14 protein-coding genes are annotated in these 16716 nt (G+C 65.0%); 5 read left to right on the top strand and 9 right to left on the bottom strand.

Translation table 11 applies throughout. The features are described from left to right. The 3 genes from ACFE87_RS23200 to ACFE87_RS23190 all read right to left on the bottom strand — a co-directional run. Positions 1-882 (bottom strand): tyrosine-type recombinase/integrase (locus tag ACFE87_RS23200; RefSeq protein ID WP_375462028.1); only part of this gene is annotated, 882 nt, incomplete at its 3' end. Positions 883-1060: 178 nt separating this feature from the next. Then, positions 1061-1411 carry an ethanolamine utilization protein gene (locus ACFE87_RS23195; RefSeq protein WP_375462027.1) on the bottom strand — a complete coding sequence of 117 codons (351 nt, stop codon included), beginning with the start codon at positions 1409-1411 and terminating at the stop codon, positions 1061-1063. Between the two features lie 92 nt (positions 1412-1503). Then, on the bottom strand, positions 1504-1902 hold the full coding sequence (locus ACFE87_RS23190; RefSeq protein ID WP_375462029.1) for a RidA family protein: 399 nt from the start codon (positions 1900-1902) through the stop codon (positions 1504-1506). A gap of 128 nt (positions 1903-2030) precedes the next feature. On the opposite strand from ACFE87_RS23190, the gene ACFE87_RS23185 reads away from it, so the two are divergent. Next, positions 2031-2657 carry a TetR/AcrR family transcriptional regulator gene (locus ACFE87_RS23185; RefSeq protein ID WP_375462026.1) on the top strand — a complete coding sequence of 209 codons (627 nt, stop codon included), beginning with the start codon at positions 2031-2033 and terminating at the stop codon, positions 2655-2657. A 128-nt stretch (positions 2658-2785) separates the two neighbouring features. On the opposite strand, the gene ACFE87_RS23180 is transcribed toward ACFE87_RS23185, so the two are convergent. Then, positions 2786-3124, bottom strand: coding sequence for an MmcQ/YjbR family DNA-binding protein (locus ACFE87_RS23180; protein ID WP_375462025.1), 339 nt, complete (start codon positions 3122-3124; stop codon positions 2786-2788). Positions 3125-3239: 115 nt separating this feature from the next. Beyond that, positions 3240-4928, bottom strand: coding sequence for a reverse transcriptase domain-containing protein (locus tag ACFE87_RS23175; protein WP_375462024.1), 1689 nt, complete (start codon positions 4926-4928; stop codon positions 3240-3242). Positions 4929-5231: 303 nt separating this feature from the next. Between ACFE87_RS23175 and ACFE87_RS23170 the strand changes: the two genes are divergently transcribed. Together ACFE87_RS23170 and ACFE87_RS23165 are read left to right on the top strand one after the other, a co-directional pair. Beyond that, positions 5232-7883, top strand: a complete 2652-nt coding sequence (locus ACFE87_RS23170) for a PD-(D/E)XK nuclease family protein (RefSeq protein WP_375462023.1) — start codon at positions 5232-5234, stop codon at positions 7881-7883. Continuing rightward, a complete protein-coding gene (locus tag ACFE87_RS23165) occupies positions 7880-11170 on the top strand; it encodes a UvrD-helicase domain-containing protein (RefSeq protein ID WP_375462022.1) in 3291 nt (1096 codons plus the stop codon). Before ACFE87_RS23170 ends, ACFE87_RS23165 begins: the two co-directional genes overlap by 4 nt. A 216-nt stretch (positions 11171-11386) precedes the next feature. Here ACFE87_RS23165 and ACFE87_RS23160 read toward each other — a convergent pair whose 3' ends face one another. From ACFE87_RS23160 to ACFE87_RS23145, 4 genes are read right to left on the bottom strand one after another with little or no spacing between them, the layout of a single operon-like run. Beyond that, on the bottom strand, positions 11387-12379 hold the full coding sequence (locus ACFE87_RS23160) for a hypothetical protein (RefSeq protein WP_375462021.1): 993 nt from the start codon (positions 12377-12379) through the stop codon (positions 11387-11389). 54 nt (positions 12380-12433) lie between these two features. Beyond that, positions 12434-13603 carry a helix-hairpin-helix domain-containing protein gene (locus ACFE87_RS23155; protein ID WP_375462020.1) on the bottom strand — a complete coding sequence of 390 codons (1170 nt, stop codon included), beginning with the start codon at positions 13601-13603 and terminating at the stop codon, positions 12434-12436. Next, entirely contained in the window at positions 13600-14364 is a 765-nt protein-coding gene (locus ACFE87_RS23150) for a PP2C family serine/threonine-protein phosphatase (RefSeq protein ID WP_375462019.1), read from the bottom strand. Before ACFE87_RS23150 ends, ACFE87_RS23155 begins: the two co-directional genes overlap by 4 nt. A gap of 3 nt (positions 14365-14367) precedes the next feature. Continuing rightward, complete coding sequence (locus ACFE87_RS23145) at positions 14368-15045, bottom strand: VWA domain-containing protein (RefSeq protein WP_375462018.1); 678 nt, start codon at positions 15043-15045, stop codon at positions 14368-14370. A gap of 510 nt (positions 15046-15555) precedes the next feature. Between ACFE87_RS23145 and ACFE87_RS23140 the strand changes: the two genes are divergently transcribed. Beyond that, entirely contained in the window at positions 15556-16137 is a 582-nt protein-coding gene (locus ACFE87_RS23140) for a DUF3489 domain-containing protein (RefSeq protein WP_375462017.1), read from the top strand. Positions 16138-16166: 29 nt separating this feature from the next. Continuing rightward, complete coding sequence (locus ACFE87_RS23135) at positions 16167-16634, top strand: DUF2924 domain-containing protein (protein ID WP_375462016.1); 468 nt, start codon at positions 16167-16169, stop codon at positions 16632-16634. Positions 16635-16716 lie beyond the last annotated feature (82 nt).

Here is a 16716-nt window from a genome sequence, read left to right as displayed (position 1 = left end):
TCCACCCACGACATCCGGCCCGGGCGGGGGATGTCGGGAAGCTGGTCGACTGGCTAGTCTCCGCCGCCGTGTGATCAGGCCCGGACACTCAGACCTCTTCCCACCGAAAGGAGTGTAGCCCTCAGGCCTACATGAAGAGGCCATCCGCAGCGATACGGTGGTCCGACTGAATTTCGTCTGCATTGTGGGACAGCGCCAGTGCCGGCTTTCCACCCGATCCGGGCTTTGATGATCACGGCGGGTGTGAGCCGCCGTGACTGCTTCAGAGATCCGTCTGCTTGGAGAGGACCAGGCGTCGTCCACCTCGATCCCGAGATACCGGACCGTGCTCTCCAGCTTCGTGTGGCCGAGCAAGAGTTGGCAAGCCCGCAGGTTGCCCGTCCGCTTATACACGAGCGCAACCTTCGTCCGCCGTAGGCTGTGAGTGCCGTATGCGGCCGGATCGAGACCGATCAGAGCGACCCAGGCGTCCAGCAACTGACCGTACTGACGGGTGGTCAGGTGATCGCCTGGGCGGCTTCGGCTGGGGAAGAGCCAGTCGCTTCCTCGTAGGCCACGGATGCGAAGCCACGCCGTGAGCGCCTCTCGTGTCGGTTCGGTCAGCTCGAACGGTACGGGCCTGCCGGTCTTCTGCTGTACGATGTTGGTGCGAAGCCGGATCGAGTCGCCGAGGTGGATATCGGAGACGCGAAGTCGGACCAGGTCGCAGCCCCGCAGCTTACTGTCGATCGCAGCATTAAACATCGCGAGGTCGCGAACACGGCCCTCGTGCTGTAACCGGGTCCGAATGGCCCAGATGTGCTTCGGTTTGAGCGGCAGTTTCGGACCGATGATCCGGCCGTAGTTCCAGGATCCGCGATTGGTCTCGTGATCTGAACGCATGACACTCTCCTAGGTAAGAGAGGTCAGGATCGCGCTCGCCGTGCCGCAGCACTACCGGCTCGCGCCAACAGCGGAACTCGGCTCGCTACTCGGAAGCCGACGTTCGGCTTCGCACCCACGCTGTTGACAACGAGCTGAAAGCCGCGCGCTCAGCGGTGCCGCCGCGCTATCAGAAGGCTCAGGCGAGCGCTTCCTGCCAATGTGGATAGGTGACGTAGGCAGTGATTGCCCCCTCCTCATGCGAACTGATGGTGACCTTCTCCCCTTTCGGCATGTGAACGATCTCGCCAGGACCGGCGGTGACCTTGCTCTCGGCGGTCGAGACTGTCAGCCGCCCTTCCAGCACCACCATGACGTCGTCGACGGCGAGCGTCTCGTCGATGCTCTGATCAGGTCCGTAGCGACCATAGCCGATCGTGATCGGCCCGCCGTGGCGCTGGTCGACGACGTTGCCCGCGAAGACCTCACCGTCCTGCCCTGGCGAGCGTTCGAACGGCGCATCGGCTACGGCGAACTTGCGGACCGGCATGGAAACTCTCCACCTTGCATGGGACGTGTCGAAGAACAGCGGGGACCGGGCTTTGGTGACGGGCTCGACGATCGTTCGATCACGCAATCGGGTCAGCGTTCGGCGGCGCCGATACGAGCGATAACCTTGATCTCGAAGTCGAAGCCTGCCAGCCACGTGACACCGACAGCGGTCCAGTTCGGGTATGGCGGCTCGCCGAATACCGCCTGCTTCACGGCCATGACGGTCTCGAATTGGGTTTCCGGGTCCGTGTGGAACGTCGTCACGTCCACGACATCCCGGAGGGTGCAGCCAGCGGCCGTCAGCACAGCCAGGAGGTTGGCGAAGGCGAGCTTCACCTGACGCTCGAAGTCGGGTTCCGGCGAGCCGTCTGCGCGGCTGCCCACCTGGCCCGAGACGAACAGGAGGTCACCCGAGCGGATTGCCGCTGAGTAGCGATACGTCTCGTACAGTGCCTGTCGTTCTGCAGGAGAGATCACCTCACGGACTATCGTGTTCACGGCCAGACACTCCTTATCGCGTTGCGACGGCGGATCGCGCATACGATGCGTGTCAGTAAGAGATCATACGCCTTGTATGTCAAGTGACATACGATGCGTATGCGAGAGAGGGTAGCGACGTGGCCAGGCGCCGGTCAGACATGGTGGAGGAGACCCGCGCCCGGCTGACCCGTGCGGCGAGAAAGGCCTTTGCGCAGAAAGGCTACGCGGCCGCGTCGATGGATGATCTCACGGCGGAAGCCGGCCTGACGCGGGGCGCACTGTACCACAATTTCGGCGACAAGAAGGGATTGCTCCAGGCCGTGGTCGATCAGATCGACGCGGAAATGGCCGAGCGCGCCCGTCTTGCCGGCAGCCAAGCAGGCAGCGACTGGGACGTGCTGCTGGCGGAAAGCGAAGCCTACATTGAAATGGCGCTAGAACCGGAGGTGCAACGCATCGTGCTCCTCGATGGCCCAGCCGTGCTGGGAGACCCGTCTCGGTGGCCGACGCAGGACAGTTGTCTACGAACGACGACCCGAACCGTCGAGGCGCTCGTCGCCGAGGGCGTCGTGAAACCGGTCGATCCGGAGGCTGCCGCCAGGCTCCTAAACGGGGCCGCGCTGAACGCTGCTCTCTGGATCGCGGCCAGCGACGATCCGCGAGCGGTGCTACCCAAGGCAGTGGCAGCATTTCGTTCGCTCGCTAGCGGATTGTTGGCGTCCTCGGACTTCGGGAGCGATCCGGCGACCGGCGAACCGTCCTGAAACCGGCTCGGCAAGTTCGCTGGTGCGCCAGAAGCGGACTTGAGGTGCGTGCCGGAAAGCAGACACGATACCGCGGCTCGGATGCATCTCCCCCGCTTATGGCGCCGTTCAGCAAGAGGCAGCGGAGTTCAGCGTGCATCGAAGCCAGCCACCAGCTGCTTGGGCCCGACAGCACGCCATCGGCGCTCCAGGAACGGCGTCAACGTTGCCGCTTTCAACGCACTAAGCCGCGCCAACACAATGGCGTAGCCGTCGTAGTGCGGCGTGACGTGGAAGACGACCGGATCGGCGGCTATCAGCATCTCGCGCTCCTCAAGGGGCACGTCAGGCAGAACCAAGCTGTCGTCCTCTGGGCGCAAGCGCGTCAGCAGCTTGCCCCTGACTTTCAGGGCAGGCGTGCCATAGGACGTCGAGACCTCCACCTCGGGCAGCGTCCGGGCGAGCGCCACCACATCGTCCCAGGTCATCGGTCTTATTTCTCCACGTCCGACTTTAACGATATTGCCTCAATTTTTCGCACGGCCGATCTTCTCCAGCGTTTCTGAGTCGCGCCAACAGCAGCCTCAAGATGTCTGCCCGAAATCAGACGTTCGCCGGCCCGCGTGGGTTTGAGCGCTTGACCTCGCATTCTAGACCTTCCTTACCGGTCGGCCCCGAGGGTAAGGTTTGGCTGGGAGCAGACCAGCTGCAATTGCCTGCGGGATGGCAGGGCTTCCGTGTCAGATGGTCTGAGCGATCAGCATGTTGATCGCGTTGTGCCCGCCCCAGGCCCGCTTGCAGGTCCTTTTTTCCATGGCGGTCAAATACTTCGAAGAGAACAGGATCGCGCTCCGAACATAATCGGAGGGCTCGTCCTCGTAGGAGGTGCGCACTGTCCGCTTCTGCTGCGCGACGCCGCGCCTTGCGGCAAATAAGGCAGCCATGGCGCGTGTCTCTTTCGCGACAGTACGGTTCTGAAGCCATTGGAGGGCTGTGTTCACCGTAACCCGGCTCACCGTCCTTGCCCTGATAAGCGCGGCAAGCAGAAACATCCGCTGGTAATCGGATACAGTATCGTCGGACCAGCGCCTCTAATGATTCGACCACGTCCTGGTTCGTCCGTACAAACTTTGAGATATAGGAGAAGTACAGCCGAGTCTGGTGCGGCTTCTCCTTCAGGTTCTCAAGCACGTGCTCGACGGCACTGTCCGACTGGGCTGACCGCAAGATCGGCAGGCAGAACTTTTCAATCTGGTCCGCCTGGGTCGGATAGTGGTCGATGTTCTCGATCAAGCGCTCTACGGCAGCGTTTTGGAGATCCTCGTCGTCCTCCCTATCTTCGTCTTCCTCGTCGCTCTCGTCTTCCCACTCCACCTCGAAGCCGTACGGGCTGGCGCGTGCATAACTCTCGTCATCCGCCACCTCACCGCGAATCTCTTCGAACAGCCGGTCGATAGCGGTTTCCTCGCGAATGACTTCGTCCGCCGGCATGATTCTGGACTTGTATTCGTTCAGGTGCAGGCCGTCCTTGCGCAGGGTCTCAATCAGGCCCGCAAGGCCCTTCCGCGCCCCCGCTTCCGACGCGAAACCGATATAGATGTCATCCACGTAGCGAGCCGATAGGACCTCATCGAGCTCGCAGTGGGCGTCGAGCGCAGACAGATAGAAATTGCCCAGCGCGTCTGACGGATACACGCCTTGAACGATGCCAAACGAATTGCGCTCGCGGAACGCTAGAAGCATCTCCTCCAAGAGACTAACCACCTCTGGCGGGCAGCCCGCTGCCGACATCAGGTTCACCAGGTTATGCTGGGGAAGCCGCTCGAAATAATTCGAAATGTCCGCCTTGAGGATGAATTCGCTAACGCGGCAGACCTCAGCGACGCGTGCCTGGAAGTGTTCCCACGATTCATGATTCGGCTCGAACATCTGCCCCTCTTCATCTGAGGGCACGTGGCTGAACGAGCGACTACGGTCATGGCTTTCTTCAAGCTGCTCCATGACGCTGTCGACTAGCGCCTGGTACATAAATCTGTCCGCCGGCTGGAGTATGCTGCCCGGCCTTGTGAAGAAGCGCTCCTTCGGGACGCTCATGGTGATCGGCAACTCGGGCTGATAGGTGCCCGCGCGTAGCTGCTGCTTCAGCTGATCCCAAAGCTCACCGCCCGCACGGTTGAGAATGGCGTTGTAGTGAGGAGCCAGGATGAAATCGCTGCGAATGTCGGCCTTCACGTGAGCGATGACACTCTCGTGGTCGATCTGCGCAATGATCCTCCTGTCCAGGCCGGGCATGGCAAGTTCGCATGCTTGCCCGGCTCAGTCCGAGGCCGGGGGTCTAGGATCGATGCCCGGTATCTTGACCGACCGCAATGGGCGCGGTCCGGCCACTGCACTCACCAGCATCTCGGTTCTGCGCCAACAGCATGCGTGATCGGGCAGACCCGCGAGAAGTCGAGCTCCCAGCAGGATCTCGGCAGGTCCGAGACGAAAGTCCGCGCTCTGGCCGGCACACTCCATCGAACAATGGTTCATGCGAGCTCAGTTCACGTTTCGTTCGGCGCCTGATAAGGCTGCGTGAGAGGAGAGGACGAGACTGTGAGCGAGGTCTCCATGAGTAGCCGAGATGCCCGGCTGCGGAAACGGGAAACCCTCGTAGTTGAGGGGCCCATTTCGCTGCGCATGTACCGCGTGGCGCTTGCCCGGGAAGGCAGGAACGGGACCGATGTAGTGAGCCTGCCGATGATGGCAGCCCGGCTCGCTGGGGGATTCCTCAGGCCCGCGGATGAGGACACGCTGTTCCCGCTGATACGCGAAGCACTGGAGCAGGAATGCCTAGAAGAGCTGGGGGCAGTCGCCTCGCTGCCCGGGACACCCCGCGCTGTCCTCGGTGCGCTGGGTACCGTCTGGCGTGAGGGGACGGCGCGGCTGCACGACGCGCCCCGTTCGGCCGACCTCCTGCGCGTGGAGCGCTTCCTGCGGGAGAGCCTACCGCCGGGCATGCTGCTCCCGCCGGACCTTGCCCGCGCCGCGCGCGAGCGCGCGCGTTTCGCGCCTTCGATTTTCGGGTCCATCGTGCTGGACGGCGTGGTGGAAGTTGCGCCGGTTTGGCGGGACCTTCTCAACGACCTCGCGGACATCACCAGCTGGACGAGCACTGCCCATGGCTGCCGCGACTGGTTCCGTGGGGAGATGCGGATGCGGACACCCACCGAGTGTGCGGTCGCCCCACCGGAACTCTGCGCCGATCCACGGAGCGAGGTGGTGGAAGCTCTGCGCTGGCTGCGGGCACTGCTGTCCTCCGGCGACGTCAAGGCGGCCGAGGTCGGGATCACGGCGCCTTCGCCCGCCACGTGGGACGAACACTTCCTCGTTCTAGCAAGCGAGGCGGACCTTCCCCTTCATTTCTCGCACGGAAGACCGGCTCTCGCGACGGCCGAGGGCCAGGCCTGCGCGGCGCTCGCGGACGTACTCCTCCGGGGCCTCAATCAGGACCGCGTGTGGCGGCTGCTGCGCCGCCTTCCGCGTACCCCGCTCCTAGACGCGCTGCCGGCGGACTGGTCGGCCGGCCTGCCGCGTGGCGCCGCGCTTGCGTCTCTCGATCATTGGCGTGCGGCGGTTGCGGCGGCTGCGCCATCCCGAACAACGAACGAGAGCGCGGCGAACGCACTTCTTCCCATCCTTGTATTGCTCGCACGCGGGGCCGGCGCCGCGGCCGAGGCCGGCGAACGGTTACTTTCCGGCGGCAGCCGCGCACTCTGGAGGCGGGCGCTCAACGCTGCGCCCGCGGCCGCCCTCGAACTGTCTCTTCAATCCCTACGGGTGAGCGATGGGAGTGAAGCAGGCGCTTGCGCGGTGTGGGGTCCGTCCCGCCACTTCGCCGCAAGCCCCAGGGCGCATATGCGGCTCATCGGTCTCGCGGGGCGATCTTGGCCGCGCCGGGATGAAGACGATGCAGTTCTCCCTGCGCATCTCTGGCGTGAAGGAAGGGCGCCGAGGACCGCGGAGCGCGACCGGCTGGACTTCAGCATCATCAGCGACCAGGCTCGCACCCTCGTTCTTTCGCGCAGCCAGAGGAACGCGGCCGGCCTTCTCCTCGCGCCGAGCCCGCTCTGGGCCGCGGGCGAGATCGTGCTTGGCCGCGGACGGATCCCACTCCACGCCTTCAGCGAGACAGACCGTCTGTTCGCAAGGCCGAAAGAGGCCGTCGAACGGCCCCGCATCGCGCTAACAGCTGCTTGCTGGGCCAATCGGAAGAGTGCGAACCAGCACACCGTCCACGACGGCCAGATCAGGGCAGGCCACCCGGTGATTGAGGCGGCCCTGTCGGCGCCGCATTCGATCTCCGCCCTTGAGCGCCTGCTTCTCGATCCGCTCGGTTATGTCTGGGAACGCGCGCTCGGCTGGCGGGCGCTGCCCCTCGAACCGCAGCCCCTCGGCCTCAGCCCGCGAACCTTCGGCGAGATGGTGCACGCGCTAATCAGCGAGACGCTGCGCGCGCTGTCGGCGTCAGGGCCCCGCCCGACGAGCGAGGCGCAGCGCGATGCCGCGCTAGCTGCTGCTTGTGCGTCAATGGAGGAATCCTGGCCTTTGCGGCAGCCCGTGCCTCCGCCGCTGCTGTGGAGGCATTTGCTTGGCGAGGCCGCGTCGCGGGCCCGCCGCGCGCTGGAAGAGGACAGTCCCGATGCGATGAGCGCGCAGACCTGGACCGAAGTCGAGTTCGGCGGCGACACACAAGTTCCGGGGCTGCCCTGGATTTCTTTGGGGGCGGTGCAGATTGGCGGCACCGGACTTTCCTTGCGCGGTCGCATCGACCGTCTCGATCTCGCCGCCAATGGCCGCACAGTTGTTCTCACCGATTACAAGAGCGGACCGGCCCCGGCCCATGCGGGCTGCGTCGTCTTCGGCCGCGGCGCCGAGCTGCAGCGGGTCTTCTATGCGCTTGCTGCATCGTCGCTTCTGCCGGAGGCGCAGCGGATCGTATCGCGGCTGGTGTATCTGGGCGAGGGAGCGCAGGCTTTCGCCATCCCCGAAGAGGCGCTTGGGAAGGTGCTCGCCGACGCGGCGGCCTATGCGGCGGCCGCGGTGGAGACCTTGCGCAGCGGAAGGATTGCCCCCGGTGACGAGTCGCGGTCCCACGACGATCTCTGGCTCGCTCTTCCGGCTGACAGGCAGGCCTACCGCGCATCGAAGCAGCGCGTCTTCGCGACAGCGAACGGGACGCTCCGCCGATACTGGGGCCTGGCATGACGCTTCCCGATATCGAAAACCGGCGCCGCGCGCTTTGCGATCTGAACTCCACGTTTCTGGTGGAGGCGGCTGCCGGAACGGGGAAGACGTCGCTGATGGCCGGGAGGGTCGCCATGCTGCTGGCGGGGGGACACGCGCCCTCGTCGATTGCCGCCGTCACCTTCACTGAACTGGCCGCCGGCGAACTCGACCGCAAGATCCGCAACACTGTTGCGGCCCTTGCTGCCGGTAGGATACCGCCGGCCCTCACGGGCATCCTGCCGCCCGGAGGCCTCCCGCCCGGCGGCAGGGAAGCGCTTGAGGCCGCCTCGCACCGGCTCGACGAGCTCACGGCGACCACCATTCACGGCTTCTGCCAGGCGATCATTGCCGCGCATGGCGTCGAGGCCGGACTGGATCCCGGCGCGCGGGTCGTCGATGAGAATGTCGCAGAAGCTATTTTCGACCAGGCGCTTTCCAATTTCCTGTGGGCACGCCTTCAAGGCGCGGACGACCCCGCCGACCCGGTCGGCGTCCTCGCGAAGGACGACCCGCTCGGGATAGTCAAGCGCCTGCGCGAACTCGCTTTGCTCAGGCGGGAACACCCGGACGCCACGGCGCCCGGACCGGCACCTGGCGCGCAACCCGACCTCGTCCTCGCTGACGCCGTCGCGACGTTTACACGCTGGCATGCGTCGTCTCCAGGCGACCGTGCGACAGCGGACGCAATTGCCGAACTTGAGGCGCTCTCGTTGTTTTTCAGCGGCAGCTCCGAGGAAACCCTCGACTTCGCGGGGCTGTGGTCGTTCGCACAGCCTAATCGCATCTCCCTCATGCGTCCCTCCGGCTTTGAGCTCAAATCGTCTATCGAGGGCGCGGCATGGGGGCGCTTTCCCGGAGAGCAGCGGCAGCGCCTTGAAGGCGAGGCGGCCGCCCATCTCGCCGCCGTCGAAGTGGCCTATAAGATGGTGATCGGTCACATAGCCCAGCGCCTAGTATCGCTGCTCTCGAGCGCGCTTTCGGAGGTCATCGCGCGCTACACCACCATGAAGCGCGAAGCGGCCGTGCTCGACTTCGACGATCTCCTGCGTTTCGCGAGCGCGCTCGTGCGGCGCGAGGAGATCAGGCAGGTCTTGTCGACGCGCTTCCGGCACATCCTCGTCGACGAGTTCCAGGACACCGACCGCCTGCAGGTCGACATCGTCTTCAGGCTCGCCGCCAACGGGCCGGCTGCCCGTTGGCAGGATGGCACCCTTCGTCCTGGCGGCCTCTTCCTCGTCGGCGATCCCAAGCAGGCGATCTACGGCTTCCGGGGTGCCGACATTGAGGCCTACCACGAAGCTCGTGATGTCATCGGCCGGCAGCAGGGGGGCGCGGTGCTGCCGATCACGTCCAACTTCCGGTCGCGCAAAGGGATCGTCGAGCATGTGAACCTCGTCTTCCGTGCGCCGTTCTCGCAGCCCGGGCAGCCTGACTATGTGGCGATCGAGACCACCGCCGGGGCTGGAGACCCCGAACTTCCGCATGCCGCGAAGCTCACGGTTGCTCCCGAGGGGCAGGCTAGTGCCGCCGAGCTGCGCGAGGCTGAAGCGGCCGCCGTTGCGCGCCTATGCAAACGGCTAATCGGCAATGTCATGGTCCGCCGCGAGGATGAAACACTCTCGCCGCTGAAGGCCGGGGACATCGCGCTGCTGGCGCCCGGCCATACTGACCTGTGGCGGTACGAGCGCGCCCTTGTTGCCGAAGGGCTGGCCATCGCCTCCCAGGCGGGCAAGTCCTTCTTCGCGCGGCAGGAGACCCAAGACCTGCTCGCCCTTTGCCGCACGCTTTCAGATCCCCGCGATACGGTCGCCTTCGGCGCGCTGATGCGCGGGCCACTGGTCGGCCTCCCTGACGAGGATCTGCTGGACATTGCGGCAGGCCTCGGGTCGGACGAGGAAGGACCGCGCCGCTTTACCGTCATGACCGACCCCGCACGCGTGCAGCACGCGCAGGCGCGCGCCGTGATGGAGGCACTGCAGGACCTGCGCAGGCTCGCCTGGCGCCTGACGCCGTCGCAGCTGATCGCCACGGCAGTCGAACGCCTGCAGGTCCGGGTGATCGTCGCAGTCCGACACAAGAGCCGGAGCGCGCCGGCGCTAGCCAATATAGATGCATTCATCGAGCGCGCTCGACCCTATGCCATAGCGGGGATGCGGGCCTTCGTGCGGGACTTCGACCATAACTGGAGATCAAAACCTTTGACCGCGGAGGGACGCATCGATGCCTCCGAAGACGCGATCGATCTCGTCACAATGCACAGCGCCAAGGGGCTCGAATGGCCGGTAGTCATCCCGGTCAATTCATCTACGCGATTTCCATCCCCAAAGCAGTTCGTGCACCGCCGGTCCGACGACACGCTACACTGGATGATTGGCGGGATCGCACCGCCCGAGTTGGCGGCGGCGCGCGAGATGGAGCGGCGGCGCACGGCACGGGAACGCGAGCGGCTTTGGTACGTGTCGTGCACGAGGGCGCGCGACCTCCTGATTATCCCGCACCTTCCGGATGCTGACAAGAATTCTTGGTCGAGGGTTATCGAACTGGGGCAGGCAACCCTTTCCGAATTCGTCGCAGATGTTTTCCCGGAAAAGCAACTGGTCAGAGTGCCGCCGCCATCAAACGTTCAGACCAAGGACCGTTTTGCGGAAGAGGGACAACGCGTGCGCGCGGCGGTGCCACCTCTTACATGGTGGCGACCGAGCGACCACGACCCCGACAAGGCCACGTTTCCCGACGCGTTTGTGACCTCTGTGGAGCAGCCCGATCCCGAGCTCGCGGTTCCGACGGGCGCGGGCGCTCTGCGCGGCACCATCCTCCACAAGCTCATGGAAGAATACCTTACCGGCGAACTGGACGAAGACGAGCAGGCAAGCCGGTTGCGGGCACGCGAACTGCTCGCGCAGCTGGCCAGCGAAAGCGAAACGATCGCTTTGCCTGACGCGGTCGAAATGGCTTCGACTTCGCTGCGCACGATGACCCTCCCGGAGATTGCCGCGCTGAGGCCCTACCTTGTGGCAGAGTACCCTTTGTGGAGCGTCGACAGCGACAAGCTCTTGTCCGGTCGCGGTGACGCGCTGGCGATCATCGACGGCATGCCATCCGTAGTCCTCGACTGGAAGTCAGACATCGCCCCCAATCCATCGCTGCGCGCGCACTATGCTGACCAAGTCCGTGCGTACATGCACGCAACCGGCGCCGCGCGGGGCGCAGTGGTCTATATGACCACCGGGACGATGGCTTGGGTGAATGCGGCGCCCGCCGGCTAGGCCCTACGCCTTCGCCCATCCATTGCGACCCAGCGGGCACTGCCAAGGCTGACCATGTCAGGGGTTCTCAGTGCCCTGCCAGAGCGCGCAACTCAACCAGCCACACAAGGTCGGCCGCCACCAAACAGGCGGCGGATTGATTGGCAAGATCCGACCTTCAGCAGAAGCATATGCGTCAACCTACTCTGGCTGATCGTTTGTTGACCTTCCTCTAGCCTAGATGGGCCGTGTGCCGGTGCAACTGGGATAGCGCTTACAACCCCAGAACGGCTTGCCCGCGCGGGTGCCGCGACGCGCGACACGCCTAATCATAACTCCCTGACAGCGTGGGCACAGGACGGCGCCGGCGGCAGCGCGCGGCGATCCTCCGGCAGCAGAGGCGGGAAAGGGCCCCGGCGCGGTGCTGACGGACCGACGAAAGCTCTCAACGGACGGCAGGAGCGCCGGCGCGAAGGGCGGCATGCCCGGAACAGGCAAATTCGCATAACGCAGGTCGGCTTCGGCCTGCGCCAGCTCAAGACACCGGCGGGTCAGCTCGGGGTCTTGAGTCTGCCGCCAGCGTTCAAATGTCCGGGCTTCCGTCCGCAGTTCCTCGATCAGCCTTTTGATACGCTCTTCGGCGCCCTGCTGCTTCTGAACGATCGCGCTCTGCGCTTGCCGGATCAGGCGCTGGTCCTCCTCCGAATAGGCGCTCTGAAAATGGAAGCGCGCCTCTAGGCGCCTCACCCAGTCCGCGATGTTACCGGCCTTCACCGGGCCGATGCCGTAGACCTGCCGTATGTCGCGGCGTTTGGCGTCGAAAGCCGTTGCGATACCGTAAGAAGCAAGGCCGGCTAAGTCCGCGGATAACAGCTTGGCTATAGCCGCTCCGCGCACGGGATAGGAGGCAAGGTGATTGTCGAGCTGGCGCTGGTGCCGCTGGCGGTCGTAGTCGGCCTTGGCTTGGCCGTAGGCAGCGGACAGGGCGTTGTATTCGTTAAGCGCGTCGAGAGCCTGCGCCTTGGCGCGGAGCAACTTTTCGGCAGGCGCACTCCGCTGCAGCTCCTCAACGCGCTCCTTCACGGCGGCAAGCCGCGTCCTGAACTGCGCCGCAATTAAATCATCCGCGTTGGACACGCCGGCAAAAAGCCAGAGGCCCAGGCCGCCTCCGACAAGCGCCAAGAGCAATGGGACAACGCCCGAGAACAGGCCGAGCGCGGCGCCGCTCATGCAAGCGAGGCCTGCAAGCTTACGAGTGGGTGTCTGCCACCGCGCGGCGTTCAGTCAAATGGCATTCTGGCTCGGTCCCGCCGGAGCCGGAACCGCGGGCAGAACAACGGAAAGGGACGCGGGCACCGGCACCGCGTTGATGACGGCGAGAAGCGCAGGTAGATCGAGGACGAGGCCAGTAGCGGCATCAAATCCACCGGTGGGGAGCGTGATAGCGCCGAGTTCCGTGTCGAGGAAGAGCGGCCGCCGGAATTCACCCTCCATCCTGCACCAGGGACAGGCGGGCGCATCGCGCGCGTAGTGGTGGAGTTTATTGCGGCTGCACGGACGCAGCGCGGACTCCAATTCCGTGAGCGCCGCGATCCAGTCCGTTGCTTTCGGCCGCCGGCCGGTATGGAAAGGCGAGAACACTTCCTCGAACAACTGCCCTACGCGCGGCGTGAAATCCTCAAGGCGCACGGCTCCGGGCGGCGGTGTCATGCCGGTATCGCGCGCCGAGTAGGCGAAGCGATATTCCGCGATCGCCTTTTCCAGCGGCATTTCTCCGGCAGCGCGCGAGCGGCCGGAGAAGGGGTGGCGGTCCATGCACAGCAGCTGGAATAGGCAGACCGCGAGCCCGAACCCGTCGTGGTCCACCGTGCGCACGAGACCGTTCAGCGATTTGCCCTGCAGCTCGGGCGGGGTGTACTCGGGCACGCCGACGACGCAAGGATAGGGCTTGCCGCCATGAATGATCTGGAAGCTGTCGGCGTCGATCAGCGCTACCGTGCCTTCGGCAGAGACCAGAACACCCCTCTGATTGATGTCGCCTACCACACAGCCAGTCGCATGGACTTGCGCGAACACCCGCGCGATGTTGAGTGCGACTCGCACCAGAAAGCGGTAGTCCGCTTTGGGGAAGTGCTTTTGCCGCGAGACCGGCGTTTGAAGCTCGTGAATTTCCTTGTGCTTCTCGACAAGCCGCATGACGAAGCCGGCAAACGCGCCCCTGCCATCGACAACAACCTGATAGGGGAAGGCCACCATCGCCGCGCCGTCGGCGAGGCCCGTGCTCACCATCGCTTTTATCTTGGGCTCGCGCTCGCGGACCAGATGCGGGAAGTAGGTTTTCACCGCGAAGCCCGGCCGGTTGCGAAGGCTGAAGACCTCGCCCTCCCCACCCTTGCCCACGCGCTTGTCGGGCAGCAGCTCGTGGCCGTCCGCGAACAGCTTTCCCGGTATCATCGCGCAACCGCTACGATGAGGGTTTTGTCGTCGTCGGTGAGCGCGCAAACGCGCTCGCCAGCTAGAAAGGCTGCCAGGCTCGTACTCAGCGCCCGGTCCCGTCCGGCACCTTCAGCTGCTTCGAGCGGCCGGGCCATCGGATTGAAGAAGGCAGCAGAAGGCTGCTTCGTCGCACTGTCGAGAACAAGATTTTCGATCCCGTCGGAAAACACCGCCAGCGCGTCAAAAGTGTTAGCGTGGCGCGTCAGCCGCAAAGCCGGCTGCGGCTCGTCCGTTAGGAAGTAAGTGGTGGCGGCGTATTCGCCGTGATGTGGAGGGCTCAGCGCTGCCCACGTGGCCGTGGTCCGTTCGCGTCCTACGACCGCGCCGTCGCCGATATGGACGGTGAGCACTTCCGCGTCCGTCGCGATGAACAGCACAAGCGTAGCCGCGAAATCCCGCGCAGTTAGCCGCCGGCGTCCGGCGGCGGCACGAATGCGGTCGCGCGCCAAATCGACCCAGGACCAGACCTCGTCCTCGTCCGGCAATGCGCTACGATCCCGCATGGCCTCTCGCGCGCTGACCGCCAAGGTACGGCAGACAAGCGCCGCGCCTTCACCACCGCAGGCGGCGGAGCCTGCACCATCGGCCACGATCGCTGCCAGCGTTCGACCGCCATTGCCGTTCCGGACCTGGAAGCAAGCCTGCGCATCTTGGAGACGCACGCCCGCTTTGATGTGCGATGATCCTCGGACCGACGCGGCCGCGTAGCGCCACGACATGGCTCACCCAGCTGTCGCCCATCCGTCGGGCGCGGTCGGATTCGCGAGCGGCACCTGGTCGCCAGGGTTGGAGCGCGACATTGCGCCAAGGGAATTCGAGAGCCACTGGAAGAACTCCTTGAATTGAAGTCCCTTCAGTTTTAGCGGCCGGCGCACGGCAATCTGCGCGAGAGTTCCCATATCGGCGTTCTCGACGCCGATCGCATAAAACATGAACGCCTTCGTGTCTTCGCCCTCACGCACCTTCTGCGCCGCCGACTTCCAGCTATCGGTTGGAGCGCCGTCGGTGATGAGGAAGATCCACGGCCGGTAAAAGCTGATGCCGTTGGCCCGGTACTTGTCCTTTCGTTCGCGCAGCATCTGCAGGGCCGTCTCAATGGCTTCGCCCATCGGCGTTGCCCCTTGCGTTGAAAGCTGCGGCGGAAAGAAGTTGGCGGCGCCGGTGAAGTCCATCTCCGTCCTAACCGGCCCAAAGGTGACAATTGCGAACTCAACGCGCTTTGCCGCCAAGCTGTCAGCCTGAATATCCTCCTGCAGTGACTGGAGGCCTTGGTTCAACTGCTCGATGGGCGCTCCGCTCATTGATCCAGATACGTCCAAAAGCAGGACGCATGGACAGCGCGCCTGCGGATTATCCAGGAATTCCGCGTCGCCGAACGGCTGCTGATCGAAATGTGTCAATCCAATGCCCTCTGACACTTACTGAGACTGCATGACTCGCCTGTCTCCTCGATACGACAGCCGCTCTCCAGGATCCAGGCGTCGAGGTTCGCCTTCTACTACCGGCCCCGCCGGTTGCGAGCCCGCCCGAGTTGGCCCGTCTTGCGCTCGATAACTGGATATCTTGCGCGCTCATTGGAGCATCCCGGAAGCGGACCTCCCTAGCGGCCGCTTTGGGTCAGAATTTCGCGTTGCGCCCCTGGCAGTTCGGACAGCCGCAGATTGTTGTCTGGCTCTCGCATAATCCGCTCGACTACGGGCGCGAAGAGAGCGTGTGTCCTGCCAGAACGAACTGACGACGCCGCAAATCGCATTCCCTGCCTGCCCGACCTCCGGGAAGCTCTGACCTCAGACCGATCGCGTCACGGTGATTCCGCTCAGCCCCCGCCGGCACCGTGCCGATTGCGGGGTCCGGGACGTGACGGGCGAGACCCGTCTCGAGCCGAGGCTCGGACACCCCGGAGAGCACCGATGTCGAACGTCACCCTGAGCAAGACCGAGACGAAGATCCTGACTGAAGCCGCCGGCCGGGAGGGCGGGCTGCTCCTCCTGCCCGAGTCCATGAAGGACGTGACCCGCCAGCGCCTGATTGGCAGGCTGGAGAGCATGGGCCTGATCGCTCCCGCCGGCCAACAAGGCGACGATCCAGCCCTGGCCACGGCCGGGTACCGGGCGGTCGGGCTTCGGCCCCCGCGTGCCCGGAAGGGAAAGTCGGCTGAGGCGACCACGCACCCGGTCTCCTCACCGGCCGATGCTGCGCCCGACCCTGAGGTAACCGCACCGGCCCTGATCCGCACCGGGACGAAGCAGGCGCTGGTCATGTCGCTGCTCAGCCGGCCGGAGGGGGCGAGCGTGGCGGAGATGATCGCCGCGACCGGATGGCTGCCGCATACGACCCGGGCGGCTTTGTCCCGCCTCCGCTCCGCCGGTCACGAGCTGACCAAGCGCCCACGCGAGAATGGCGTGACGGCATACCGGATCGCGGCTCCCGAGCCCGAGCCGAAGCGACGCTCCCGCAAGGTTCCGGCTCTGGCCGAGGCTGCCACGGCGTGACCGGCCGGCGTAATCCTGCTGGGGATCGGATGGAAGCCGACCCTCGGCTGGCGGCTGATCTCGAGCGCCTCGCCGCGCTCGACCTTGCCGGTCTGCGGCGGCGGTGGCGCAGGCTGGTCGGGAGCCCGGCTCCCGCGCAGCTGCCACGCTCGCTCCTGCACCGCATCCTGGCCTACCGGGTCCAGGCCGCTGCCTTCGGCGACCTGGACCGCGACACCGCTCGGGAACTCCGCCGCATGGCGGAGGAGGGCCGTGATGCGGAGGTGATGCCGCTGCCGGAGTTGCGACCGGTGAAGCCGGGCACGCTGCTTGTGCGGGAATGGGAGGGCGTGCTCCAGCGCGTGATGGTACTGGCCGAGGGTTATGCCTGGAACGGGGTCACCTATCCGAGCCTCACCGGCGTCGCTCGGGCCATCACCGGATCGAGCTGGAACGGGCCCAGGTTCTTTGGCCTGCGGACCAGGAGAGGATCACAGGACAGGAGGACGGGCCTGTGATCCAACCTGCCGTCCGGTCGCTTCGCTGCGCCATCTATACCCGGGTCTCGACCGAGCACGGGCTCGAGCAGGAGTTCAACTC

The sequence above is a fragment of the uncultured Enterovirga sp. genome (assembly GCF_964242715.1).
Lineage (GTDB): Bacteria > Pseudomonadota > Alphaproteobacteria > Rhizobiales > Beijerinckiaceae > Enterovirga.
Note: the sequence above shows the minus strand (reverse complement) of the source record. Positions and strands in the feature narration are given on the sequence as shown.